The 23681-nt window shown below is 65.1% G+C and carries 18 protein-coding genes and 1 pseudogene; 12 read left to right on the top strand and 7 right to left on the bottom strand.

Going from position 1 to position 23681, the window contains the following annotated elements; genetic code table 11:
- The first annotated feature begins 83 nt into the window (after positions 1-83).
- On the top strand, positions 84-1319 hold the full coding sequence (locus SR3_RS13015) for an amino acid deaminase (RefSeq protein WP_157098830.1): 1236 nt from the start codon (positions 84-86) through the stop codon (positions 1317-1319).
- Positions 1320-1442: 123 nt separating this feature from the next.
- Here the strand turns inward: SR3_RS13015 and SR3_RS13010 are convergent, their stop codons facing one another.
- Complete coding sequence (locus SR3_RS13010; protein ID WP_068086491.1) at positions 1443-3758, bottom strand: GH92 family glycosyl hydrolase; 2316 nt, start codon at positions 3756-3758, stop codon at positions 1443-1445.
- Positions 3755-5218 (bottom strand): glycoside hydrolase family 125 protein, encoded by a 1464-nt coding sequence (locus SR3_RS13005; RefSeq protein ID WP_068086488.1) that lies wholly within the window; start codon positions 5216-5218, stop codon positions 3755-3757. The genes SR3_RS13010 and SR3_RS13005 overlap by 4 nt, the downstream gene beginning before the upstream one ends.
- A 242-nt stretch (positions 5219-5460) precedes the next feature.
- Between SR3_RS13005 and SR3_RS13000 the strand changes: the two genes are divergently transcribed.
- Positions 5461-6675 carry an ROK family transcriptional regulator gene (locus SR3_RS13000; protein WP_068086485.1) on the top strand — a complete coding sequence of 405 codons (1215 nt, stop codon included), beginning with the start codon at positions 5461-5463 and terminating at the stop codon, positions 6673-6675.
- Between the two features lie 199 nt (positions 6676-6874).
- Here the strand turns inward: SR3_RS13000 and SR3_RS32805 are convergent.
- Positions 6875-6934, bottom strand: a pseudogene (locus tag SR3_RS32805) (hypothetical protein); the annotation flags it as partial.
- A 28-nt stretch (positions 6935-6962) separates the two neighbouring features.
- Here SR3_RS32805 and SR3_RS32185 point away from each other — a divergent pair.
- On the top strand, positions 6963-7472 hold the full coding sequence (locus SR3_RS32185; RefSeq protein ID WP_218018817.1) for a winged helix-turn-helix domain-containing protein: 510 nt from the start codon (positions 6963-6965) through the stop codon (positions 7470-7472).
- 29 nt (positions 7473-7501) lie between these two features.
- Here the strand turns inward: SR3_RS32185 and SR3_RS12990 are convergent, their stop codons facing one another.
- Positions 7502-8281: an alpha/beta fold hydrolase gene (locus SR3_RS12990; protein WP_068086477.1), complete on the bottom strand. Its 780-nt coding sequence runs from the start codon at positions 8279-8281 to the stop codon at positions 7502-7504.
- Complete coding sequence (locus tag SR3_RS12985; RefSeq protein WP_169805631.1) at positions 8271-8855, bottom strand: TetR/AcrR family transcriptional regulator; 585 nt, start codon at positions 8853-8855, stop codon at positions 8271-8273. Before SR3_RS12985 ends, SR3_RS12990 begins: the two co-directional genes overlap by 11 nt.
- Positions 8856-8981: 126 nt before the next feature.
- Between SR3_RS12985 and SR3_RS12980 the strand changes: the two genes are divergently transcribed.
- The gene (locus SR3_RS12980; protein ID WP_068086471.1) at positions 8982-9566 is read left to right on the top strand and encodes a carboxymuconolactone decarboxylase family protein; all 585 of its coding nucleotides are present in this window, start codon (positions 8982-8984) and stop codon (positions 9564-9566) included.
- 24 nt (positions 9567-9590) lie between these two features.
- On the opposite strand, the gene SR3_RS12975 is transcribed toward SR3_RS12980, so the two are convergent.
- Positions 9591-10769 carry a serine hydrolase domain-containing protein gene (locus tag SR3_RS12975; RefSeq protein WP_169805630.1) on the bottom strand — a complete coding sequence of 393 codons (1179 nt, stop codon included), beginning with the start codon at positions 10767-10769 and terminating at the stop codon, positions 9591-9593.
- Positions 10770-11153: 384 nt separating this feature from the next.
- Here SR3_RS12975 and SR3_RS12970 point away from each other — a divergent pair, with 384 nt between their 5' ends.
- The 7 genes from SR3_RS12970 to SR3_RS12940 all read left to right on the top strand — a co-directional run bounded on the left by SR3_RS12970 (position 11154) and on the right by SR3_RS12940 (position 21351).
- Positions 11154-13802 (top strand): TonB-dependent receptor, encoded by a 2649-nt coding sequence (locus SR3_RS12970; RefSeq protein WP_084455508.1) that lies wholly within the window; start codon positions 11154-11156, stop codon positions 13800-13802.
- A 133-nt stretch (positions 13803-13935) separates the two neighbouring features.
- Positions 13936-14868 (top strand): MBL fold metallo-hydrolase, encoded by a 933-nt coding sequence (locus SR3_RS12965; RefSeq protein ID WP_068086462.1) that lies wholly within the window; start codon positions 13936-13938, stop codon positions 14866-14868.
- Positions 14869-15026: 158 nt separating this feature from the next.
- Positions 15027-17462 (top strand): TonB-dependent receptor, encoded by a 2436-nt coding sequence (locus SR3_RS12960; RefSeq protein ID WP_068086459.1) that lies wholly within the window; start codon positions 15027-15029, stop codon positions 17460-17462.
- A gap of 13 nt (positions 17463-17475) precedes the next feature.
- Entirely contained in the window at positions 17476-18180 is a 705-nt protein-coding gene (locus SR3_RS12955) for a hypothetical protein (RefSeq protein ID WP_068086456.1), read from the top strand.
- The gene (locus SR3_RS12950; RefSeq protein WP_068086453.1) at positions 18180-18833 is read left to right on the top strand and encodes an EthD domain-containing protein; all 654 of its coding nucleotides are present in this window, start codon (positions 18180-18182) and stop codon (positions 18831-18833) included. The genes SR3_RS12955 and SR3_RS12950 overlap by 1 nt, the downstream gene beginning before the upstream one ends.
- Before the next feature lie 8 nt (positions 18834-18841).
- Positions 18842-20071 (top strand): MFS transporter, encoded by a 1230-nt coding sequence (locus tag SR3_RS12945; RefSeq protein ID WP_169805629.1) that lies wholly within the window; start codon positions 18842-18844, stop codon positions 20069-20071.
- Between the two features lie 56 nt (positions 20072-20127).
- The gene (locus tag SR3_RS12940; protein WP_169805628.1) at positions 20128-21351 is read left to right on the top strand and encodes a multidrug effflux MFS transporter; all 1224 of its coding nucleotides are present in this window, start codon (positions 20128-20130) and stop codon (positions 21349-21351) included.
- Between the two features lie 281 nt (positions 21352-21632).
- On the opposite strand, the gene SR3_RS12935 is transcribed toward SR3_RS12940, so the two are convergent.
- Positions 21633-23144 carry an FAD-binding oxidoreductase gene (locus SR3_RS12935; RefSeq protein WP_169805627.1) on the bottom strand — a complete coding sequence of 504 codons (1512 nt, stop codon included), beginning with the start codon at positions 23142-23144 and terminating at the stop codon, positions 21633-21635.
- A 126-nt stretch (positions 23145-23270) separates the two neighbouring features.
- On the opposite strand from SR3_RS12935, the gene SR3_RS31850 reads away from it, so the two are divergent.
- Positions 23271-23657 (top strand): c-type cytochrome, encoded by a 387-nt coding sequence (locus tag SR3_RS31850; protein ID WP_068086435.1) that lies wholly within the window; start codon positions 23271-23273, stop codon positions 23655-23657.
- The last annotated feature ends 24 nt before the right edge of the window (positions 23658-23681 follow it).

Here is a 23681-nt window from a genome sequence, read left to right as displayed (position 1 = left end):
CCTCGCCGCGGCACTTTCTTGCTGGCCTTGTCACCGCATCGATGAATAATGTAAACAAATTTCTTTAAGAGGGAGTCCCTGCCGTGAGCGACCATCACTTTGAACTCGACAAGGGCGTGGGGCCCGCCGGCCAGGCGGGGTGGAACCTGCTGGCGGGCGAGGTGCCTTTCCCCGCCGCCGTGCTGAGCGAGAGCCGCATCGCCCACAATCTGGGGTGGATGCGCGCCTTTATCGAGACCTATAGGCTGCATCTGGCGCCGCATGGCAAGACGACGATGGCCCCCCGCCTGTTCCAGCGCCAGATCGAGGCGGGGGCCTGGGGCATCACCGTGGCGACCAGCCAGCAGGCGCGGGTGGCTGCCGCGCATGGCGTCCGCCGCATCCTGATCGCGAATCAGGTGGTGGGGGATGCGAACATCGCCGCGATTCTCGACCTGCTGGCCGATCCTGAACAGCAGGTGTTGTGCATCGTGGATTCGCCCGATTGTGTGGCGATGTTGGGGCAGGCCTGCCAGGCGCGGGGCGTGACGCTGGATGTGCTGATCGAACTCGCGCCGGAACCGGATCAGCCCGGTTATCGTACCGGCGTGCGCGATGAGGCAGGGCTGGCCAAGGTGCTAGCCGCGCTGGATCAGTGGCAGGGTTCACTGCGCCTCGCTGGTGTCGAGTTCTACGAAGGCGTGCTGCCGGATGAAGCCCAAATCCGTCGTTTTGTGCGCCGCGCCGTCGCGGTGACGGAGCGTTTGATCGGCGAAGGCCGGTTTGAGGGCACGCCGATCCTCTCCGGCGCGGGTTCGGCCTGGTATGATGTGGTGGCGGAAGAAACCGCTGAACTGGCCAAAACGGGCAGGGCGCAGATCGTGCTGCGCCCCGGCTGCTACATCAGCCATGACGATGGGCTTTACCGCATCGCGCAGGAGCAGATCCTCAAGCGCAACCCCGTCGCGCCGACGTTTGGCGAGGCATTGCAACCCGCGCTGCGCATCTGGGCGGTGGTGCAGTCGCTGCCCGATCCCGCACGCGCGGTGGTGGCGATGGGCAAGCGCGATGTGGCCTTCGATGCGGGGATGCCTCGGCCCGCAACGCTCTTCCGCAAAGGGCGCGATGAAAAGCCCGCAGCCGCGCCAACCCATTGGGAGGTGACGGGCATGATGGATCAGCACGCTTACCTGACCATCGCGCCCGGCGATGACATTGCGGTGGGAGACATCATCGCCTTTGACATCTCGCACCCCTGCCTCACCTTCGACAAATGGCGCAAGCTGCTGGTCGTCGGCGACGATTATCGCTGCATCGAGGTGATCGACACTTTCTTCTGACGTCCTTTGGGATCATGCGCCAAGGCGCATGATCCGGGCGGCACCGGCCCGCTCCCCCGCCCGGCCACCCACAGGATACTGCCAATGCGTGACCGGGCGGGAAAGCGGGCCGGTGCCTTGACCTCAGGCCCTGGGTGCGGAAGGCGGGCGATCCGCCTTGGCCGCGCCGAAGCGCGAGGGTTTCTCGCCCATGGTGAACTCCAGCGTGCCGCCCTGCGCCAGATCGCTGTGGGCGATCCAGTTCTTCGTCCAGGGCTTGCCGTTCCAGCGCACCGACTGCACGTAAACCCGGTCCGGGCCGTTGTTGATGGCGTTGACCGTCAGCAGCTTGCCCTCGCCAAGGCGCATCTGCGCGCTGTCGAACAGGGGCGAGCCCAGCACATAGATGCCCGTCGTCGGATCGACCGGATAGAAGCCCAGCGCGGAGAGGATGAACCACGCGCTCATCTGTCCGCAATCGTCGTTGCCGATCACGCCGTCGGGGTCGTCCTTGTACATCTCGGCGCAGAGGCGGCGCACCATCGCCTGCGTCTTCCACGGCGCGCCCACATAAGCATAGAGGTAGGCGGCATGCTGGTCCGGCTCATTGCCATGGGCATACTGGCCGACCAGACCCGCGATGTCCGGGGGCGCATTGTGCGGCAGGGTGGAGGGCGCGTTGAAGAGGGCGTCGATCTTTGCCTCATAGGCCGCCTCGCCGCCGAAATGGGCGATGATGCCATAGATGTCGTGCTGGTTGAGGAAGGTGGCCTGCCAGCCATTGGCCTCGGTGTAATCGCGCCAGTGCGGTTCGGGCATATGGCCCAGCTGGATCGGGTCATAGGGCGCCCACCAGCTGCCATCGGCAAAGCGCGGGCGGGCAAAGCCGATCTTCGGATCGATCACGTTGCGCCAGTTGCCACTGCGCTTGCGCAGGGCCGCCGCATCCTCATGCGCGCCCGCCGCTTCGGCCAGAATTGCCATGGCATGGTCGTCATAGGCGTATTCCTGCGTGCGGCTGACCGATTCCTTGATCTTGTCCGCCGGAATATAGCCCAGCTTCATATAGTGATCGCGGCCCAGCGTGGCGCGGGTGTCTTTCATGGTCAGATCGAAGGCATGGCGGCGGATGTTGGGCCATGCGGCGGCGTAATCGGCCGGGATGCCCTTCACCTTCGCCTCGGCCAGCACCACCACGGCATGGGTGCCGTTCATGCAGCCGGTTTCGACACCCTGCAGCGGCCATGTCGGCGGGCCATAGGGGCTTTGCTGGGTCTGGCGGATCAGATCGTGGACGAAGCGCTGCGCCATCTCCGGGCGGATCAGCGTCATCAGCGGATGCAGCGCGCGATAGGTGTCCCACAGCGAATAGGCGCTGTAGGCGCGCTCGCCCGCTGCCAGCGTGTGGACCTGCTGGTCGAGGCCCATAAAACGCCCGTCGACATCGCTGAACAAGGTCGGCCCCATCAACGTGTGATAGAGCGCGCTGGCGAGAATGGTGCGCTGCGCCGCCGTCCCGCCGCTAACGCGGACGGCATCCAGATCCTGCGCCCAGATGCGGCGCGCATTGGTGCAGGCCTGATCGAAGCCCCAGCCCGGCGCCTCGGTCAGAGCGGCGCGGGCGCCCGCGACATCGACCGCCGAAATGCCCGTCTTGATGAGGATCGGCGCGCTGCCTGCCTCGTTGAAGAACAGCGCGACCTTCAGCTTGTGGCCCGCCACGCCCTGCGCCCCGGCAGCGGCAGGCGCGTCATTGTCGCCGAAGAACTGCACGCGGTCGGGCTTGCGGGAAAGCTGCATGGCGAAATGGATGCGCCGCCCCTCGGCCCAGCGGAAGACCTGACGGCTGCCGGTCAGCGTGCCATCGGCATCCAGCGCCAGAGAGGCGTCCTCGATGCGGATCGGCTCATCGGCGCTCTCCTGCTTGCAATGGGCGAAGTCGATCAGGATGTGGGCCGGGCCCGCCGGGAAGGTGTAGCGGTGCTGGCCGGTGCGCTCGGTGGCGGTGAGCTCGGCGATCACGCCGCTCTCCAGCTTGACTCGGTAATAGCCCGGCTCGGCATGTTCGTCGCTGTAGCGCTGGCGATAGCCTTCGGAGGGGTTCGCCGTGGTGCCCGGCACCAGCTTGAGCGGTCCCCGTGTGGGCACCACCAGCACATCGAGCATATCGCCAATCCCCGTGCCCGAGAGATGCGTATGCGAAAAGCCCATGATCGAGCGGTCGGACTGGTGATAGCCCGAACAGGCATCCCAACCCGCATTGTTGGTGTCGGGCGAAAGCTGGACCATGCCGAAGGGCAGCGTGGCGCCCGGGAAGGTGTGGCCATGCCCGCCGCTGCCCACGAAGAGATCGGGCGCGGTGGCGGCAGGCGCCTGCGCGTTGGCGGCAAAGGGCAGGGCAGTGGCAAGCGGAGCGAGGGTGGAGCCGACAAGCAGCTCGCGGCGGGTGGCGCGGATCAAGCGGGGATCTCCTGTGGGAAGGTTTCGGCAAGCAGGGCGGGGCGGCGGCGTTCAAGGTCGAGGACTAGTTCGCCGAACAGCCCGTTGGCCCATGAGAACCAGGGGCGCGAGAAGGTGTTGGGATCGTTCCTGTCGAAGCTTTCATGGATGAAGCCGGTGCCCGCGTGGGAGGCTTTCAGCCAGCGCAGGCACTGGCGGATCTCGTTGTCGTCGTCGGTGGTCATGGCGCGCACGATGATCGACATCGGCCAGATCATGCCGAGTCCCTTGTGAGGCCCCCCGATCCCCTGCGCGGCGCTGCCGCTGAAGAAATAGGGGTTGCGCGGGCTCCAGGCGAGGGCGCGGGTCCGCAGATAGAGCGGATCGTCGCGCCGCGCCGCGCCCAGCAGGGGGAGCGAGGAGAGGCTCGGCACATTGGCGTCGTCCATAAAGAGGGCATTGCCGAAGCCGTCGGTCTCGAAGGCCCAGACCTGCTGGCCGGTGCCGTCATCCATTCGGCCATGAGCCACCAGCGCGGCATCGACCTCATCGGCCAGCGCGGTGCAGGCGGCAGCGGCGGCGGTGTCGGACCGCGCTTCGGTGTGGACCTGCGCCAGCATGCGCAGCGCCGAAACGGCAAAGAGGTTCGATGGGATCAGGAAGGGCAGGGTGCAGGCGTCATCCGAAGGGCGGAACATCGAATGGATCAGCCCGACCTTGCGGCTCGGCGCGCCGAGGCCTTTCAGCATCAGCGTCTCGGTGGCGTGGCGGTTGACACGCTCGAAGCGGTAGGGGCCGTCATTGTCCTTGCGCTGCTGCTCGCGCATGGTGGTCACGGCGCGGGCCATGGCCTGCGACCACAGCGCATCGAAGGGCGAGGCGTCGCGCGTGGCGGTCCAATAGGCATGGGCCAGCCGCATGGGATAGCACAGCGAGTCCAGCTCCCATTTGCGCTCCGCCACGCCCGGTTTCATCTCGGTGAGATCGGTGGCGGCGCCGAAATTCGACATCGCCGTGGGGTCCGCCGTGAAGGCATTGGCATAGGGGTCGATCAGGATGCAGCGCGCCTGCCGCCGGATCGCGCCCTGAAACAGGCGTCGCAGATCGGCGTCGTAAGGCGTGAGATGCACATAGGTCTGCAACTGCGCCGAGCTGTCGCGCAGCCACATGGCGTCCAGATCGCCGGTGATGACGAAACTGTCGGGCTGGCCATCGACCATGCCGGTGCGCACGGTGGTGTCGAGCGTGTTGGGATAGCAATTCTCGAACATCCAGCCCAATTCGGGGTCGGCGATCTTGCCGCGCACACGCAGGATCTCCTGCTCGACCGCGCGCGAGACGAAGCTGCGTTTGCCGGGCGCCGGGCGGCGGCTGATCAGCGGCGCCGCCGCACGCGCAAAGGAGGCCCCGGCAAAAGGCGCAAGGGCCCCGGCCAGAAGCATGGCGCGGCGGGACAGGGCCAGGGATGGGGCAAGTGTCATCGGGCGGAACCGATGCAGGGGGGAACCGACACGGTCTCTCCTTCAAGCTTGTTTTTGTCTCTTGTGGGGCACGCTACGGCGAGGCGGTGCGGCGATCAAGAGTAATTAAAAAATTTATTTTAATTAAATTTGCGATTGGCAAGCGCAGGGTGCATCGGCAATGCAGAGAAGGTGGGATATGTGATTGAAGCAGATCGAGCCTTGGGCAACCATTCGGACCTTTTGCACCGGGAGGATGCGCGATGAGCAGCGAACCATCGCGCGATGGGCGCGGCGCGCGCCTTGCCGTCTCGCTCTCGGGCACCAATCTGGCGCGGGCGAGCGATTATAACCAGCGCGTCGTGCTCCAGGCGATCCGCACCAGCGCCGAAACCACCCGCACCGAATTGGCCCGCACCACCGGCCTGACCGCGCCGACCATCGCCAACATCACGCGCCGCCTGATCGACGAGGGGTTGGTGAAAGAAATCGGCCGCCTGCAGGGCCCGCGCGGCCAGCCCGCGATCCGGCTCAAGATCGACGCCTTGGGTTGCATCGCCATCGGCCTCAACATCGACCGCGATCACCTGACGCTGGTGGCGCTCGATCTGGCGGGCGAGGTGCGCAGCCGGATCACCCGCGACATGGCCTTCGCCCTGCCCGAGGATGTCGTGGCCTTCGTGCGCGATGGGCTGGAGCCGCTGCTGCAGGACGCCGGCGTCGGGCGCGACAGGGTGCTGGGCGTGGGCGTGGCGCTGCCCGACGATCTGGGCGCGATCACTCTGCCGGGCCGCCCGCATGACTATGACCGCTGGGCGCAGCTTTCCCTGCACAAGCTTCTGGAACCCGTTCTGCCCTGGCCGGTGCTGATCGACAATGACGCCGCCGCCGCCGCTCTGGGCGAGGCGCAGTCGGGCATCGGGCTGACGCTGCCCAGCTTCTTCTATATCTTCATCAGCTCCGGCCTTGGCGGGGGGCTGCTGATCGACCGCCATTATGTCGAGGGCGCCAATCGCCGCAGCGCCGAGCTGGGCCTGTTGCCCGATCCCACCAGTGATGCGCCCGGCGCGGTGGTGCAGGATATCGTCTCGCTGTCCGCGCTGATGCAGTATCTGGCGAAAGCGGGGGTGTATGTTTCCGGCCCTTCGGCCATCGATGAAGGCGATCCGGCCACGGCGGCAGTGCTGGAGCAATGGGTGGAGGACGCCACGCGGGCTCTCACCGCGCCGCTGATCAACATCAACTGCCTGATCGATCCCCATGCCATCATCATCGGTGGGCGTTTGCCCGAATCGCTGGCGCAGGCGCTGGCGCTGCGCCTGACCGACAGGCTGGCGCAGATCAGGCTGCCTGCCACCGCTCCGATCCTGCGCGCCGCCATGGCGGGCGATGCGGCGGCGATCGGCGCGGCGATTCTGCCGTTCCTCGATCAGCTGCTGCCCTCCGATGCCACGCTGATGCAGGTGGGCCGCAGCTGAGCCTGCGCCGGGGACCATTGCGGCCCCCGGCATGGCGTGGTGACCAGATCCGCACCCGCAGCATCATGCTGTAGGAGCGCGGATCGCCATAGATCAGCCCATCATAGAAGCCATATTGGCGATAATAGGTCTTGTCGGTCAGATTGTTGACATTGGCCGAGAGCTGGATTGCCTTGGTCACCTGATAGCGCGCCATCAGATTGACCAGCGTGTAGCCGCCCACCGTCAGATTGCCGCCGACATTGCGGACGGAATCCACCCCGCGCGCGTTGCTGGCGCGGATCCAGGTGATCCTCAGGCGCGTCGAGCGCTTCGCGCCAAGGCAGGAGGAACCGGCGCGGCTGCATTTCGCGGGCTGGACTCTGGACACGAAACGCAATCTTCTGCTGGGTAACGTGAACAGCGATCCCATCGTGCTGGGCGGGGTGGATGTGGTGACCCTGCGCAGCATGTTGGGTGAGCCCTATCGCACGCTGAGCCGCGACCATCTCTCGCAGCGCATCTATGGCCGCGAGCACGATCCCGCCGATCGCGCCATCGATATGAGCATCAGCCGCCTGCGCCTGCTGGCCGCGCCGGGCTTTGCGCCGCACCTGTCTGACGCGCTGCCGCGGGAAGTGAGGGATTCGCGGGATCGCGCAAGGATCGCGCCGCTGCCTGCAAAATCTGGTCGACAATGCGCTGCGCTATGCGGGCAGGGCGCAGATCCATGGCTCGGGCGACGAGCATCGCTCGCAAGATTGCGCAGGCGCAGGGTGGCGCACTGTCTCTGGCCAACCGTCCCGAGGGTGGGTTGAGCGCAGAGCTTGTCCTGCCGCGCTGAAGCCTATCCTGAAACCGTGCCGATCCGCGCCAGAAATGCCGAGAGGTGCCGGTTGAACGCGGCGGGGGCCTCCAGATAGGGCAGGTGGCCCGCGTCCATCACCGTCAGCTCACCGTCGCGCAGTCCGGCGAGGATGTCTGCGGGGCAGTAGCTCGGGATAAAATCGTCCTTGCTGCCTTTCACCACCAACACCGGGCAGGCGATGTCGGCTAGATCCGGGCGCTGATCCCAGTCGATCTGTTCGCGAAAGATGCGCCGGATGTGCAAAGGATCAATCCGCTCGAGCGAGCGGTGGAAACCGCGAACAATGGCCGGATAGGCTTCGACCGCCATCAGATGCAGCAGGCGGTCCGCCCAGCGCTGCGGGCCATCCTTTTCAAGCAGCAGATCATAGAGCGACAGCCTTTTGGCGCGATCCGCTGGTTCGAGGTGGAGGAAGGCGTTGACGATGACCATGCCGCTGACGCGCTCGGGATGGAGCGCGGCAAAGGCGATCCCGGCTCGCGCGCCCTTGGAGAGCCCGCAAAGCACCGCTTGTTGAACGCCGGCATGATCCAGCATCGCCGCGATGGCGCGCGGATAGTCGGCGAAAGCCACGGTTCGCCCGCCTGACAGGCCATGACCGGGCATATCGAGCGAGAGCACCCGATGCGTGCGCGACAGAAAATGGCGCTGATGCAACCAGTTTTCGGTATTGCCGCCAAGGCCATGCAGCAAGACGATGGCCGGTCCGCTGCCCTCATCCTGATAATGGATCGCGTGGCCGTTCCACTCAAAGATCATGCTTTTGGTCCTGCGGATCGATGATGCCGGGCAGGCGCGCCAGCATGCGTTCAAACACCCCCGGATCGCCGATACCGCGCGCCAGCACCAGCGCGCCTTGCAGGGCGATCAGCACCTCCTCGGCGCGAAGCGCGGCCTGCTCCTCAGACGCCCCGGCCTGACACGCCACATCCTTCAACGCGGCAAGCAGGCGGTGGAAGGTGCTGGCGATGGCCGCGCCGCAGACGCCCTGCGCGCCGCGCGGCGGGGAGAGCATGTTGAGCAGGCAGGATTCCCGCCCACTGGCATAAACGCCATCCATCACGCGAACGAAGGCGGCCATTTTGCGCTCGGGCGTGCCGTCTCCGGCCAGGATGGGGAAGAGGTGCGTGTCCAGCGCTTGCGCCACCTGCTGCAGCACCTCCTGCGCCATCTGTTCCTTGCCACGCGGAAAACGGTGATAGAGGCTGGATTTCTTCAGCCCCGTCTCCTCGGAGATCGCGCTGAGCGATGCGCCCTCATAGCCGACATCCTTGAATGTCCGCGCCAGCCGCTCCAGCAGCACATCATCCTCGACCTTGCGTATTTGTGGCATCACGGAACCTCCGCCTGCCATATAGTCCGAACGATCGGTACATTTCAAGCTTGACGTGAGCTTGGCGTTTCCGCATTTATGAACTGTACCGATCGTTCGGTATGATTCGGAAAAGGAAACCACCTCATGGCTCGTCTCAATGTCGTCACCCCGCAAACCGCCACCCCCGCGCAGCAGGAGATCCTCGACAACACCGCAGGCAAGTTCGGCAAGCATCCCATCCTGCTTTCGGTGCTGACCAACTCCACCGCGACGATGAACAGCTATCTCGCCCTGTTCCAGAACCTGACCGAGGGCCGCTTCAGCAAGCAGCTGGCGCGCAAGATCGGCCTGGCCATCGGTGAGGAAAACGGCTGCGAATATTGCATCTCGCTGCTGGCCGCGATCGCCAAGCTTCAGAAGCTGACCGATGAGGACATCGATCTGGCCCGTCGTGGCAAGTCAACCGACCCCAAGGAACAGGCGCTGCTCGATTTCGTGCTGCTGCTGGTGCGCCACAAGGGCGATCTGACCGATGCCGAGGTGCAGGCGGTGAAAGATGCCGGCTGGAGCGATGAGGATGTGACGGAGGTCTTCGGCCATCTCGTGCTCAACTTCATGACCAATTATCTCTGGAAGGTGTCGCGCAACGACGTCGACTTCCCGATCCTGCGCCTGTTCGACCAGAGCAAGATCGCGCGCGGCGGCCATCCCTTCAAGCAGGTCGCCTGAGCCGATGGCGGGCCGGGCGCGGCATCAGCGCCGCGCCCGTTCCTGCCGCTGCGCCGGAAGCGTCATGATCGGCGGCGCCGGGCTGATCAGCTGCAAGGGAGCGCCCAGCAGCAGATGGGCGGCAAGGTCGGCCGTGGCAGGCTCGGCGGCGGCATTGGCCAGAACCACCACACCGTGCCGCCGCCCCGGCTCCACGATGATCGAGCTGCGAAAACCGCCCGTGCCGCCGTCATGGAACAGCAAGGGCTCGCCTGCCGGAGATTGGCCGATCACCCAGCCCAGACCTGCCCGGTTCCGGCCATCGCCGATGGGGTGGGGGGAGGCGGTGGCCAGTTGCATCGCAGGGGCGATCACCGAGGCGGGGTCCATCACCGCCTGCATGAACATTGCCATATCCTGCGCCGTGGAGCGGATCGCCCCGGCCCCGGCGAGCGCCGTAAACCTCCAGGGGCTGGCCGGGCGCATGGCGGCGTCATAGCCCGGCGCGAAACGCGTCTGCTGGTCGGGTGACAGGGTGATCGCCGTGTCATGCAGCCCCAGCGGCCCGGTGATGCGCCGGGCGAGCAGCGACGGATAATCGGTCTGCGCGGCGCGGGCCAGCAAGGAACCGAGCAGGCCGAAGCCGAGATTGGAGTATTCGTACCGCATGCCCGGATCGCGTGGCAGGCGATAGCGGGCCAGGAAATCGAGCAGCAGCGCTTCGCCGTAATCCGCATAGGGGTCTTCGGGATGGCTGAAGGGCATGTTGTCGGGCAGGCGGGGCAGGCCGGAGAGATGCATGGCCAGATCGCGCAAGGTGATCTGCCGCCCATGGCGCTGCGGCATGCTGGCGCCGGGCGGCAGCCAGGCCTGCGCGGGATCGTCGAGTCCGACTTCGCCCTTCAGCGCCATATCGGCGAGGATCAGCGCGGTGAACAGCTTGGTCAGCGAGCCGATCTCGAACAGCGTGCGGGCGGAGAAAGGGGGAGCTTGCCCTGCGGGGCCGCGCCCGAGGATGCGCTGGCCTTTGGTGTCGAGCAGGGCGATGGCGATGCCCTCACCAGCGCGCCCGGCGATGCGCGCGTCGATCAGCGCCTTGAGCTGCGCGTCGGACAGTGAATCGTCAGGCACGGGCGTGATCCCCTGAGCATAGGCCGAGAGCGGAGTGGACAGGGGCAGCATCGCCAGCCACGACAGCATCGCCCGTCGAGAAGTGTGAATCATGGCCCGGCCCGCTTCGAGTGTCGCGCCCTGCGTTGGCATGAAGCGGTGGCGGGGATCAAGCAGTCTGTCAGGCCGTAGCGCGTACCGCCGGAAACAGAGGGACAGACCGGACAGCCGATCCCGGTGCGGATGGTGGCGGTCAGCGCGCCGAGGACCGTGGCGCCGCTTTGTCTTTGATCCAAAGCAGTGATGGGATTGAATTGTTTTTCCGACAGAAAAATACATATAAAAAGCATATTATAAAATATGCCTGAAACTTTCCATGTATCGCCGAATAGCTGATATAGCCTTGCGCGATCTACTGCAGCTTACCTGCCTCCCATAACATCGCCGCACCGGGAAAGGCACGGTCACAACGACTGGCCTCCGGGGGAGGACTTCACAATGACATCGATGAAGATGGGCTGTGCCCTGAGCGCGCTGGCGTTCGGGCTGATGGCGGCTGCTCCGTTGCGGGCTCAGGAGACGCCGGTCGATCAGGCAAGGCCCGATGCGCCGCCTGCCGCGCCGCTGCCCGATACCGGCAATCACAGCGATGCACCCGATGACGGCAAGGTCTCGCTGCATGACATTGTGGTGACCGCCATGAAATTCCGCACCAATCTGCAAAAGACCGTGGGCACGATCACCGCCGTCGATGGCGACCGGATGGTCAAGGAAGGCAAGACCACGCTGGCCGAAGTGCTGCGCGATACGCCGGGCGTGCAACTGATGGGCACGGGCGCTTCGGGGCAGGGCTTTTTCGTTTCGATCCGCGGCGTGGGCTTCGCGCCGGTCTTCGGGCAGGATTCCCCGGTCACGGTCAGCCTCAATGGCGTGTTCCAGCAGCGCGCCCAGTCCACCCGCGCCCTGTTCTATGACATCGCCCGGGTCGAGGTGGTCAAGGGCCCCGATTCCACGCTGAATGGCCGCAATGCCGAGGGCGGATCGGTGACGATCATCTCCAATGACCCCAGCCACAAGCTGGAGTTCGGCACCACGCTGGAAACCGGCAATTACGGGCTGGTGGCGGGGCAGGCGATGGTCAACATTCCCATCACCCAAACCATCGCCCTGCGCGGCGCTTTCTCGGGCGAAAGGCGGCATGGTTACCTGTCGAACGGCGGCAGTGACAGCCATGTGCTGGGCGGTCGCGGGCGCCTGCTGTGGGAGCCGAGCAACGATGTCAAGATCATCCTGACAGCCGATTACGCGGCGCAGACCGGTCTTGGCCAGCAGCAATCCTCCAGCGGGTTGATCGATCTGACCAGCCCGATCCGTTTTCCGCTGGGCTATTGGACCTCGCCCAATCCCTCGACGGGCTTTCGTACCTTCAAAAACGGCAATTACTATGCCGATATCACCGCCAATCTTGGTTTCGCCCAGCTCTATCTTCAGCCGACTTACAACAAATCGCGCTATCAGCTGGAATCGAACACTTTCAGCATCGCGACCTATATGACCCGCCTGTCTCAGGCGACGGACTCCGGTTACGCCAATCCGAACGGCATCGCCACCGCGCTGGCCTCCACCAATGGCAAGGAAATCTCGCGTCAGGACCAGAAGACGCTGGAGCTGCGCCTGTCGTCCAATCCCGGCGCGCGGATCAAATGGATGGTCGGCGGCTATTATCTGGAAAACAAGGAGGATACCGGCGTCAATCAGCAGAGCGGCACCGGCTACACCACGCTCGCGCGCACCACGGTGCTGTCCGCCACCGCTGTTCCGGCCACCAGCGTGGTGGATGCGGGCATCGCTCCGCCCGCCTTTTACAGCAGCTCCAGCCCGCATCGCGAGGTGCGCGATTTCGCCGGTTTCGGCCAGATCACCTATCCCGTCACCGATCGCTTCCGCGTGACGGCGGGGCTGCGCTACACCACCGAGCGCAAGATCCGCAACGATCAGGTCGGCAATCAATGCGTCGCCAATGCGATCCAGACCAGCACCTGCGCCACCTCCGGCAGCAGCACGCTGAACGGCACGCCGATCAACACCACGCTGTATTACCTGCTGGACAATGGGGTGGCGGGCACCACCACCAACAATGGCTTGTGGAGCGCCGCCACCCCTACGGGCAACCGTGTGTTCTTCTCGGTGCCTGCCGGGAAAATGACCAACAGCCGTCTGGATTACAAGATTTCGGCGCAATATGATCTTTCGCCGACATCGAATGTCTATGCGCTGGTGTCCACCGGTTTCAAGAGCGGCGGCTTCATCAACATTCCTTCCGCCAGCACAGGTCTTCTCAACCCCGGATTCACCAACACCTTCAAGCCGGAAAGTCTGACCTCCTACGAGATCGGAACCAAGAATGATTTGCTCAACCACCACTGGCGCCTGAATGTCAGCGCCTATTACTACGATTACCGCGATTACCAGTTCAGCTATGCCGCGCAGGTTTTCAGCCCCACCGCCAATCTGGGCTATACCACGCGCACCATCGATCCGGATTACACCACCACCACCACCGCCAATGCGGCGCGGGCGCGCACCTTCGGCATGGATCTGGAAAGCACGCTGATCCTGTCCGAGCATGACCGTTTCACCATGAATGTCTCCTACCTCAATGCCCGCTTCCGCACGGTCAATCTGGCGGGCGGCACGGCGGCGACGCTGATGCTGGGGCAGCAGTTGAAGGGTTTCGCCCTGCCGCGCTCACCCAACTGGACGATCTCGCCGGGCTATTCGCATGTCTTCGAGGTCGGCGGGCAGGGGCGCCGCCTGGGCAATGTTGTCGCCTCGGTCGATGGCCATTTCGAGACCGAGAGCAATCTGGCCATACCCTCCAACAGCGATGTGCTGAAGGCCGGATGGTTCCGCCAGCCCGCCTTTATGAAGGTGAACGCCACGCTGGCCTTCAACCCGGCCAAGGGCACTTGGGGGCTGACCGCCTATGTGCGCAACATCGGCAATGTCGGCACGCTGCAGAGCATCACCGTGCCCACCGGCTACACCAATACGGTGCCGATCTTCGGCACGTACAATCTCACCAACGTCAATTTCGAAGCCGCCGATCCGCGCACCTATGGCGTGACGTTCACCGCCAAGTTCTGACGGCAATCACGGGGCGGGTGCGATCAGGCTCCGCCCCGCCCGCCATCGGCATAGCTCTTATACAGCCTGCATCGTTGGAAGCGGCTGAGCCGGTCTGATACCTCCGACCATGATTTTTAAGGGAGAACGAGCCATGATGCCTGCAACCCGTCGCCTGCTCGCCGCGACCGCTTTCGCCCTTGCCGCTGCCCTTGCCGCTGCGCCGGGTTGGGCGCAAACCGGCGTCAATGCCTTCAAGGGGCCGATCACCACGACCGCAATCGGCGGCGGGCTCTATCAGCTTTCCGCCGGGTCCAACGCCGTGCTGGCGGTTGGCGCCGATGGCGCGATTCTGATCGACAGCCTGTTCAACGATCCGGCGAAACTGGTCGCATCGGTGGAGGCGGTGACGCCCAGACCGGTCAAGCTGCTGGTGAACACCCATGCCCATCTCGATCACACGGCGGGCAATGCCATCTATGCGGGCAAGGGGGCGCGGATCGTCTCCACCAGCCTGGCAGCCGGAGCGATGCAACAGCCCTTCACCGGCGGCGACGGCACGCAGCGTCCACCCATCGACAAGGCGGGCTGGCCGACCACGACCTATGACAAGGTGACGACCCTTTCGATCCCGGGCCAGAGCCTGCGCTTTATCCCGGTGCGCAACGCTCATGGCGAGGGGGATGCGATGGTCTTTTTCCCCAAGGCGAATGTGCTGGTGCTGGGCGATCTGCATCACAGCCACGAATATCCGGTGTGGGATGCCGTCACGGGCTGCAAATGCGGCTCCTATGAGGGCAATCTGCAGGTCTACCGCCAGGCGCTCAAGCTGGCCGATGCCCGCACCAAAATCGTGCCGGGCCATGGCGGGCTGACCAACAAGGCGGAGGTGACGGCCTATGTCGCGATGCTGGAAAGGGTGCGCGGTCAGGTCAAGGCGCTGATCGCCCGGGGCAAGAGCAAGGACGAGGTGGTGGCCGCCAAGCTGCTGGCCGATGACCACAGCCCTCAGCCTGGCGGTCCGGACAATCGCGACAATTTCATCGCGACGCTCTACACCGCGCTGCAGACTGGCGTGGGGGCCTGACCGGCGCAGGCTAGCTTCTCTCCGACGATTTGCGGGAGGGCTGATATTCACCATACGGTAGTAGCGGGGCGGGGGCGCGCTTGACATAAGTTTGCCCATAAATCGGGGCCATCCATATCAACGGGCTCCCATACACAATCCTTTGGGGGAAGAATGCCATGCCTGTGGGGCGCAGCCATCTGTTAACGTCGAGCATCCTTGCGGTTCTGGCCCTGCCTGTGCAGGCCTTGGCGGCGGACGGGGATGCACAGGAGGCCGTTTCGCCGCCTGCGGCCTCGGCGCCCGCAGCGCCGGAAGCGACCGGCATCGCCGATATCATCGTCACCGCCGAACGCCGCGTCAGCTCGACTCAGAAGACGGCGCTCAACATCACCGCGCTGGGCGCCGAGCAGCTGGCCGCAGGCGGCGTGCGCGACAGCCGTACCATGCTGGATTCGGTGCCGGGGCTGAAGCTGACCGTGGCCAATCCCAACGCCTATATCGGGCTTTACGGTCTGGCGAGCGGTTCGGGCTCGCAATATTCCGATGCGGTGATGGCCTTCAACTATGGCGGCGTGCCGCTGGCGCGCCAGACCTCGGCCACCAGCTCCTATTACGATCTCGAGCGTGTCGAGGTGCTGAAAGGCCCGCAGGGCACGCTCTATGGCCGTAACGCCACGGTCGGCGCGCTCAACCTCATTCCCGCCCGCCCCAAGGACAAGCTGGAGGGCGGCGGATCGCTGACTTTGGGCAATTACGGCACGATCAACACCACCGGCTATCTCAACACGCCGGTGACCGACACGCTGGATGCGCGCGTGGCCTTCCAGACCACGCATCATGACGGCTATTTCACCAATGGCTATGACGATGCCAACAATTACGGTGGCCGCGCCAGCCTGTTGTGGAAGCCCGATCCCAAGCTTTCGGTGCTGCTGTTCGCCGATGCCTATTTCAACCGCGCGAAGGGGCCCTACAGCACCTGGCGCTATTACATGAGCTCCACCCAGCAGTGGATCGATCCCAAGAACCCATGGTTCGGTCTGGGCGCCGCGGGCAGCTGCTCCAACCAGCTGCTGTGCCCCTCTTTCGCCGCGACCTCGGTGGGCGGGGTCAATGCGGTCAGCAATCCGCTGGGCTTCACCAACACCGGGCCGACCGGCTATGGCAGCACCTCGGTCTATGGCGCGGACGGGCATAACAATGCCGATCAGATCATCCTCTCCAGCGAGGTCAATTACGCCATGCCCTGGGCGAACCTCACGGTTCAACCCGCCTATGTGCACACCAAGATCGACTACAACACCTATTCCAACGGTCTGCTGTTCTCCAACCTGACCTATGCCGATCAGTTCTCGCTGGAGGCGCGGCTGTCCTCGGCGGGCAGCGGGCCGTTCCGCTGGACGCTGGGCGGCTTCTATTTCAACGAGAAGCAGAACGCTTTTCAGAACAATCTGCAAAGCAGCGGCTATGCCCTGCTGGTCACGCCCAATCTGAAGGATGCCAATCTGGCCGCCTTCGCCGATGCGACCTATTCCTTCACCGAGCATCTGCGCCTGAACGGCGGCCTGCGCTTCACCCATGAGGTCAAGAGCCAGGACGGCTACACCACCGCCAGCGGTCTTGCCGCCAGCGATGTCAGCACGATCACCGGGGCGGGCGGCACGTGCTATACCGGGGCGACACCGGCGGCGCCGGTGCTGTTCCAGGGCAAATATTACTTCCCCAGCAATTTCTGCGTGGTGGCCAATGGCGGCCATTACAGCGACAACAACACCAGCTGGAAGGTGGGGCTGGAGTTTGATCCGCGCCCGGGCTCGCTGCTGTATGCCACGGTGCGCACCGGTTTTCGCGCGGGCGGTTTCACCGTGGGCACGCAGAACAACTACAAGCCCGAGCATCTGACAGCCTATGAAATCGGCTCCAAGAACCGGTTCATGAACGGCAAGCTGCAGATCAATGCCTCGGGCTTCTACTGGCGCTACCAGGATCAGCAGGTCAGCCAGCTGCAGCTCTATTATCTCAACGGCATCGCCATCGGCCAGACCAGCTATCCCTCCAACTTCAACGGCAATCTCTATGGCGCCGAAGTGGATGCGCAGGCGCTGGTCACGCGTGACGACCATATCGGTGTCGATGTGCTGTGGACCAAGGGCAAGTATGACACCACGCCGCCGGTCGCCACGGTCAACACCTCGGTGCTGGTGCCGCAGTACAATCTGCCGCGCAACAATCTGCCCGCCTGGACGATCAGCGGCAATTACGACCACACCTTCCGCATGAGCAGCGGCGCGCGCTTCGTGGCGGCCGCCCATGTCCATTACGAAAGCCGCGCGGTGCTGCGCATCATCGATCCCGCGCTGCTGACCCCGGGCGACATCCGCAACGCCTATGCCAAGCTGGATCTGGATGTGACCTGGCATGCCCCCAACGACCGGATCAGCGTGCAGGCCTTCGTCCAGAACCTGACCAACAAGGCGGTGGTGGGCGTGGGCTCGGGCGGGCAGACGGCGCTGGGCACCTTCTTCCGCCCCGTCAGCGATGTGGCCAATGCCCGCTCCGCCACGCTGGACCCGCCGCGCACCTTCGGCGTGCGCCTGACCGGAAAATTCTGACCGGAGACCGTTCATGCTCAAGATGTTTGAACTGCTGCGCCGTCGCGACGGCGTGGATCATGACGCGTGCCTTGCCGGGCTGACACAGGCCGCCGCCGCGCTGGCCGGAGCGCCGGGCGTGCCGGGCTATACGGTGCAGGAGGCCCTGCCGCTGCCCGCCCGCAAGGACATTGTGCAGCTGGAGATTCCGGCGGATGTCGATGCCTTTGTGGAAATCTGGTGTCAGGATGAAGCGGCTTACGCGGCCTTGCTCGCCAGCCCGGCAGGCCAGAGCTGGCGGCAGGGCCGCGCGGCGGTGGTGGGCGCGGCCAAAACGCTGGTGATCGAGGAGCGGGCGATCATGCCGGTGCCGGCCGCTCGGCCGCCCGCGCGCAACAATGCCTTTCTCACGCGCCACGCGCGCTTTGCCGACAAGCAGGCCTTTCTCGACGAATGGTTGGTGGGCCATGGCGATATGTGCCTTGCGGTGCCCTATCTGCGCGGTTTCGTGCCTTGCGTCGTGCAGGGGGAACTGCCCCAGCAAGACGTCGCCGAACTGGCGATGGCGCAGGTGGAAGGCATCGCTCAGGCCTATTTCGACACGCCCGAGGAAGAGATGCTGATGATCCAGACCCCGCAGGCAAAGGCATGGTTCGCCCATGGCGCCACCACCTTCGGGCTTATCAAGGCGTTTGGCGCGCGCGAAACCGCTGCCAAGATCCCCGAGCAGGTGGCCTGATGTTCAAGACCACCGGCTTGCAGATCCGCCGCGACGGGCTGACCCATCGCCACTATGTCGACCACTGGCTGAATGTGCATGCGCCTCTGTCGCAGGCGGTCGAGGGCTTGCGCGGCTATGTCACCAATGAGGTGGTGCTGGCCGGGCGCGCGGTGGGGATCGGCGTGAGCCATCCCGGCTTCGGCGCCGATCTGGATGGCATTGCCCAGTTGCATGTCGAGACGGAGGATGGCGTCGCCCGCATGGCGGCCACGCCCGAGGGCGAGCGCTGGTTCACCGATGGCCCCAATTTCGTGGGCCTGCGCACCGGCTTTCTGGTCGAGGAGCATGTGGTGCGCCCGCCCGGTGTCGGCGCGGCGCGGCCCGCCTTCAAGGCAATCTGCTTCGCGCGGGGCGGCGAGGTGGTCGATGCGCTGGCCGATGCGGCGGTGCCCGGCGCCCTGGTGCGCTCACGCGTGGTGGAGGTGACCGGATCGACCAACCTGCCCGGCTTCGAGGTGCCCGAGATCGACCGGGTGATCGAGCTCTGGGATCACACCGGCGAGGGCGCCACGGCGGCGGGGCAAAGGCTGCATGATGCGCTGGCCGTGGTGGGCGGTCTGGTGGGCGTGGTCATCACGCATGAGCGGGTGATCCAGCAGCCTGATCAATGAGCCAGCCCATGCGCCACTCCGAATTCACCCGCCCCGCTCTGGGAGCAGGCTTTGCCTGTCTGGTGGGCATGTCGGTGGGGCCCACGCCCATGGTCTCGGCGGTGGCGGGGCTGTTCATGAAGCCTCTGGCCGCCGAATTCGGTCTCAGCCGCGCGGGGGTTTCGGCCATTCTGCTGATGTCGCCGGTCGGGGTGGGGCTGCTTTCGCCCTTCGGCGGGCGGCTGCTGGACCGCTATGGCGTGCGGCCGGTGCTGTTGCCGGTGGTGATGCTCTTCGCTCTGGCCAATGCGGCGATGATGCTGGTGAGCCAGCTTTGGCACTATATCGCGCTGGCGGCCTGCATTTCGGCCTGCGTGGCGGTGCATTGCTACTCCTCCTACACCAAGGTTCTGGCGCAGTGGTTCGTGGCGCGGCGCGGACTGGTCACGGGGCTGACCATCGCCTGCGGCTCTGGGCTGGGGGCGGCGATCACGCCTCAGCTGGTGCAGCCCCTGATCGCGGCGCATGGCTGGCGCATGGCCTATCTGGGCATGGCCGGGGCGGTGACGGTCTGGGCGCTGCCGATCCTGTTCCTGTTGCTGCGCGAGCGCGGCGCGCAGACGCCCGGCGAAAGCGCGCCCGTGCATCAGGGCGCGACGCCTGCTCAGGCCATGTGCACCGGCATTTTCTGGAAGCTGGCGGCGGCGATGGTCTGCGCGCCCTTCGCCATTGTGGGCACGGTGGGTCATCTCTTCCCCCTGCTGACCGAGCGCGGGGTGAGCGGCGCGACGGCAGCGTCCTGCGTTTCGCTGATCTATGTCGGCGGGATGATCGGGCAGCTTAGCGCCGGTTATGTGCTGGATCGCGTCGCCTCACCGCGCATCGTGCTGCCCTTTTTCGGCGGGGCTCTGGCGGGCGTGATGCTGCTGCATGTGTGGCGTGCGCCCGGCGCGATGATGCCGGGAGCGGTGCTGCTGGGGCTGGGGCAGGGCGCGGAAATGAGCATCCTCTCCTATTTGGTGGCCCGCTATTTCGGTCTGGCGCATTATGGCGCGATCTATGGCAGGCTGTTCGGCTTCGCCAATCTGGGGATCGCCGGGGGCCTGCTGGGGATGGGCCTGCTGCATGACCGCACCGGCGGCTATCAGGGCATCGGCCCGGTCTTCGCCGCGGCCTTGTGCGTGGCGCTGGCCGCCTTCGCCAGCCTGCCATCCTATCGCTTTGCGCGCCGCGATCCAGTCATCCCCGCCAAGGCATAGGTGAGTTACCGGCAGGCGCGCTACCGCGCCTTGCCGCCCTGCTTATGGTGATGTGCATGATGAACTCTTCTCCGCAGATCGCGCCCCATCCCGCCGTGGCCCGCCCCGGGCAGGGGCGTCTGATTTCGATCCTGGCCCTGCTGACCTCCTTCGGCCCGCTGGCCACCGACACCTATCTCTCGGCGCTGCCTGACATCCGCTTCAGCCTGAAGGCCAGCGCCTCCGCCACGGCGGCGACGCTCTCGGTCTTCTTCTTCGGGCTGGCGGCGGGGCAACTGGTCTACGGCCCGCTCAGCGACCGCTTCGGACGGCGAGGCCCGCTGCTGGCGGGCACCGGCGTCTTCACGCTGGCCAGCCTTTGCATCGCGCTGGTGCCAGACATTCAGGGCATGATCGCGCTGCGCCTGATCCAGTCGCTGGGCGGCGCCTGTGGCCTGACGCTGGCCCGTGCCGTGGTGCGCGACCTCTATGACGCGGGCGATCTCGCCCGCGCCTTCGCCGCCCTGACGCTGATCGGCATGATCGCGCCCCTGATCGCCCCCTTGCTGGGCACGGCCATCATCATGGTGGCCGGGTGGCGTGCGGTCTTCGCGATGCTGACCCTGATGGGGCTGGCCACTCTGGCCGCGATCTGTTTCGGCTTGCCCGAAACCCTGCCCCCCGAGCGCCGCCACCGCGACATCACCGCCGCCAGCATCCTCGAGGCTTTCACGCGCCTGCTGAGCCATGCGCGCTTTACGCTGGCCTCGCTGATTTCGGGCTCGGCGGCGGGCACGCTCTTTGCCTTCATCACCGGATCGCCCGGCGCTTTCATGAGCGGCTTCGGCCTCGACAAGCCCCATTACACCGCCCTCTTCAGTGCAGTGACGGTGGCCATGCTGGTGGGCGGCGCGATCAACCGCCGCCTTGCCGGGCGCTACGACTCGACCCGGCTGCTCACCTTCGGCCTGAGCATGAATGCCGCGCTGGGGATGGCCATGCTGGGCGCGCCGCTGCTGGGGGCGTGGGGCGTGGGTCTGTGTCTGGGCGGGATGGTGCTGATGCTGGGCTTTATCCTGCCGAACAGCGCCACCGTCGCTCTGGCCCGTCTGCAGCGCGATGCGGGTAGCGCATCCTCCCTGTTGGGGGTGGTGCAGTTCGGCTGCGGGTTTCTGGTGTCCAGCGCGGTGGCCTGGGGGCAGAATGGAACGGCGTGGCCGATGGCGCTTGCCATGGCGTTTTGCGGGGCGTGGGGGAGGATGTGTTGGTGGTTGTGGGGCAAGGCAGAAGAGAAGGAATAAAGCGAGGGGAACGTTTTTGTTGGCCGCATCTCTCAAGAAAGATGCTTCGTGCCTTCGCGCGCCGATAAGGTTTCCCGAAGACATGGCAGTGGCGCCGAAAGGTAGCGCTTAACCTCTCCACCTGCGCAGCTTAGGGCGCCGCAGGCATGAAATTCCGGAGAGCCGCACCATCATTTATTGTCTGCGGCGCGGCAAATTGAGTGCAAGGCCGAACCCGATGCGCAACGTAGACATTCATGGGAGCGCGAGGGTGTAACACCCTCGCACCTAAAACTTTTCTTCTAAACCGGCATCGGCTTTCCAAGGAATCCCTCGAACCGACCCTCAGGATCGTGCCGCTTTTTCAAAGCCTCATACTTGGCCCACGCCTCATCGGTGAAATAGCGCTGCGGATGGTGCAGCATGTTTTCGTCATTGAGCTGCCCGCCCAGTGACAGGTCGGCCAGTTCCTTCATCCGCGTGGGGGGCCAAGCCTCCATCAGCTCGTCCTGGGCCGGGTCGGTCCATAGCGTGTAGGTGCCGACATAGATCGGCCCCTGCATCGAGAGCGCCATATCCTTGGGGAAGGGCTTGCAGGGCCCCCATGCGAACCAGAAGGTATGCGTATGCGGCGTGGGCTGTTCGAGGAACACCTTGCGCAGGCGCGGCACCAGCTTTTCGGTGGGCGTGTCGGTGTACATGTTGTCGGCGGCGAAGCGCATGCCGGCCGGGTCGGCCTTGAAGCCGCTCTGATAGCGGTCTTCCAGCGTGGTGGGCGCTTTTTCCACCTTGAAATCGGCCTTGTCGCGGTGCGGGACGCTGTCCAGCAGGGCCAGCGCCTCATCGGCCTGCGCCTCGTCATCGGTCAGCGCCAGCGCGGCGATGGAGATGCGCGGGGGGCAGGGCTCGCCGGTATCGCGCTTGTTGGAGGTGGTGGTCATCACCAGTTCGAGATGGGGCGGCACCCTGGGCACGATGTTGCAGGCCCAGGTCATCACATCGTCGAAGACGGCGGCGGCATCGTCAAAGCTGTAGACGGTGGCCTTCCACACCTTGGGGCGGGGGCGGGCCTGCAGCTGCATGCGGGTGATGACGCCGAAGAAACCCGCGCCGCCGCCGCGTGCGGCCCAGTAGAAATCTGTGTTCTGGGTGGGATCGGCACGGATCAGCTCGCCATCCGCCGTCACGATATCGATGGCCAGCACATGGCGCGCGCCATTGCCCCACAGGCGCGAATTCCAGCCGAAGCCGCCATTCATGCAGAAGCCGCCGATCCCCGGCGAGGGGTGATGCGCGGTGGGCACGATCAGATCGTAGGGCGCCAGCTGCTGGTTGATGACCGAGCCGATGACGCCGGGATTGACCCAGAGCGTCTGCGCTTTTTCGTCGATGGTGACCTCCTGCATGCGGCCCATGTCGATCAGCAGGCAGTCGTCGCGGATATGCGCCGAGGCCCAGCTGTGCCCACCCGAGCGCGTGGTGACCTTCAGCCCATGTTCTTTGGCGAATTTGACGGCGGCGATCACGTCCTTGTCATTGGTGGGCTGGACGATGACCTGCGGAAAGCGCTTGGGCTTGTTGGCGCGATAGCAGGTGGCGCCGCGCGCGGTTTCATAGGCCTCGTCGCCGCGCCAATAGACCTTGCCCTGCACCGCATTGTTGAGCGCCAGCTTGGTGCTGTCACTCAGCGGTTCGCCCTTGCCGTTGCAGGCCACCAGCAGCGAGCCGGTGGCCATGGCGACCCCCGTTCCGGCCAGGGTTTTGAGGGCGGTGCGGCGTTTCATCCCGCGATCGGGCCTGTCAGGCAGAGTCATCGTCTTCTCCCGTTTGTGTATATTCTCTATAGCGATAATTTTCTGGACCGGAAGTGCAATCTGCCCTAGGAAATTGGCGGTATCCTCACGAAAACGCGGGGAATTTCGGGAAAAGGAAAAGCTGATATGCCTGCAATCGGCAAGCTGGCGATGAGTGGAGGATTTCTGGCACTGGCAGGCGCGCTCGCCGTGCCCATGGCGCGTGCGGATGGCTCCTTCGCGCAGCAGGAACGTGACCCCTATCTGGCGATGAACAAGCAGCTGGTGGCGCATGGTTGCCACTTTTGCCACGGCGCGGATTATGCGCGGGTCGGCCCGGCGATGCGGGACATTGCCACCGCCTACGCGCCCAATGGCGCGGCGGGGGTGCAGCAGGTGAAGGATGCCATCGTGAAGGGCGCCAAGGGCCATTGGGGCCCGGCGGTGATGCCGGCCCAGACTCAGGTCAAGCCCGGCGATCTCGATCAGCTGGTCAACACCATCATGGCGACGAAGGATATCAAGGCGAAGTAATCACCGCCGCGTTGCACGAAAAAT

Source organism: Novosphingobium rosa NBRC 15208, assembly GCF_001598555.1.
Classification (GTDB): domain Bacteria; phylum Pseudomonadota; class Alphaproteobacteria; order Sphingomonadales; family Sphingomonadaceae; genus Novosphingobium; species Novosphingobium rosa.
Note: the sequence above shows the minus strand (reverse complement) of the source record. Positions and strands in the feature narration are given on the sequence as shown.

Bases quoted from the DNA above. Each gene is read 5' to 3' on its own strand.
- SR3_RS31850 (WP_068086435.1), top strand. From the start codon at position 23,271: ATGCCTGCAATCGGCAAGCTGGCGATGAGTGGAGGATTTCTGGCACTG.
- SR3_RS12950 (WP_068086453.1), top strand. From the start codon at position 18,180: ATGTTCAAGACCACCGGCTTGCAGATCCGCCGCGACGGGCTGACCCAT.
- SR3_RS12955 (WP_068086456.1), top strand. From the start codon at position 17,476: ATGCTCAAGATGTTTGAACTGCTGCGCCGTCGCGACGGCGTGGATCAT.
- SR3_RS12990 (WP_068086477.1), bottom strand. From the start codon at position 8,281: ATGATCTTTGAGTGGAACGGCCACGCGATCCATTATCAGGATGAGGGC.
- SR3_RS13000 (WP_068086485.1), top strand. From the start codon at position 5,461: ATGAGCAGCGAACCATCGCGCGATGGGCGCGGCGCGCGCCTTGCCGTC.
- SR3_RS12940 (WP_169805628.1), top strand. From the start codon at position 20,128: ATGATGAACTCTTCTCCGCAGATCGCGCCCCATCCCGCCGTGGCCCGC.
- SR3_RS12935 (WP_169805627.1), bottom strand. From the start codon at position 23,144: ATGACTCTGCCTGACAGGCCCGATCGCGGGATGAAACGCCGCACCGCC.
- SR3_RS12975 (WP_169805630.1), bottom strand. From the start codon at position 10,769: ATGATTCACACTTCTCGACGGGCGATGCTGTCGTGGCTGGCGATGCTG.
- SR3_RS12970 (WP_084455508.1), top strand. From the start codon at position 11,154: ATGACATCGATGAAGATGGGCTGTGCCCTGAGCGCGCTGGCGTTCGGG.
- SR3_RS13005 (WP_068086488.1), bottom strand. From the start codon at position 5,218: ATGACACTTGCCCCATCCCTGGCCCTGTCCCGCCGCGCCATGCTTCTG.
- SR3_RS12960 (WP_068086459.1), top strand. From the start codon at position 15,027: ATGCCTGTGGGGCGCAGCCATCTGTTAACGTCGAGCATCCTTGCGGTT.
- SR3_RS12945 (WP_169805629.1), top strand. From the start codon at position 18,842: ATGCGCCACTCCGAATTCACCCGCCCCGCTCTGGGAGCAGGCTTTGCC.
- SR3_RS12965 (WP_068086462.1), top strand. From the start codon at position 13,936: ATGATGCCTGCAACCCGTCGCCTGCTCGCCGCGACCGCTTTCGCCCTT.
- SR3_RS12985 (WP_169805631.1), bottom strand. From the start codon at position 8,855: ATGCCACAAATACGCAAGGTCGAGGATGATGTGCTGCTGGAGCGGCTG.
- SR3_RS12980 (WP_068086471.1), top strand. From the start codon at position 8,982: ATGGCTCGTCTCAATGTCGTCACCCCGCAAACCGCCACCCCCGCGCAG.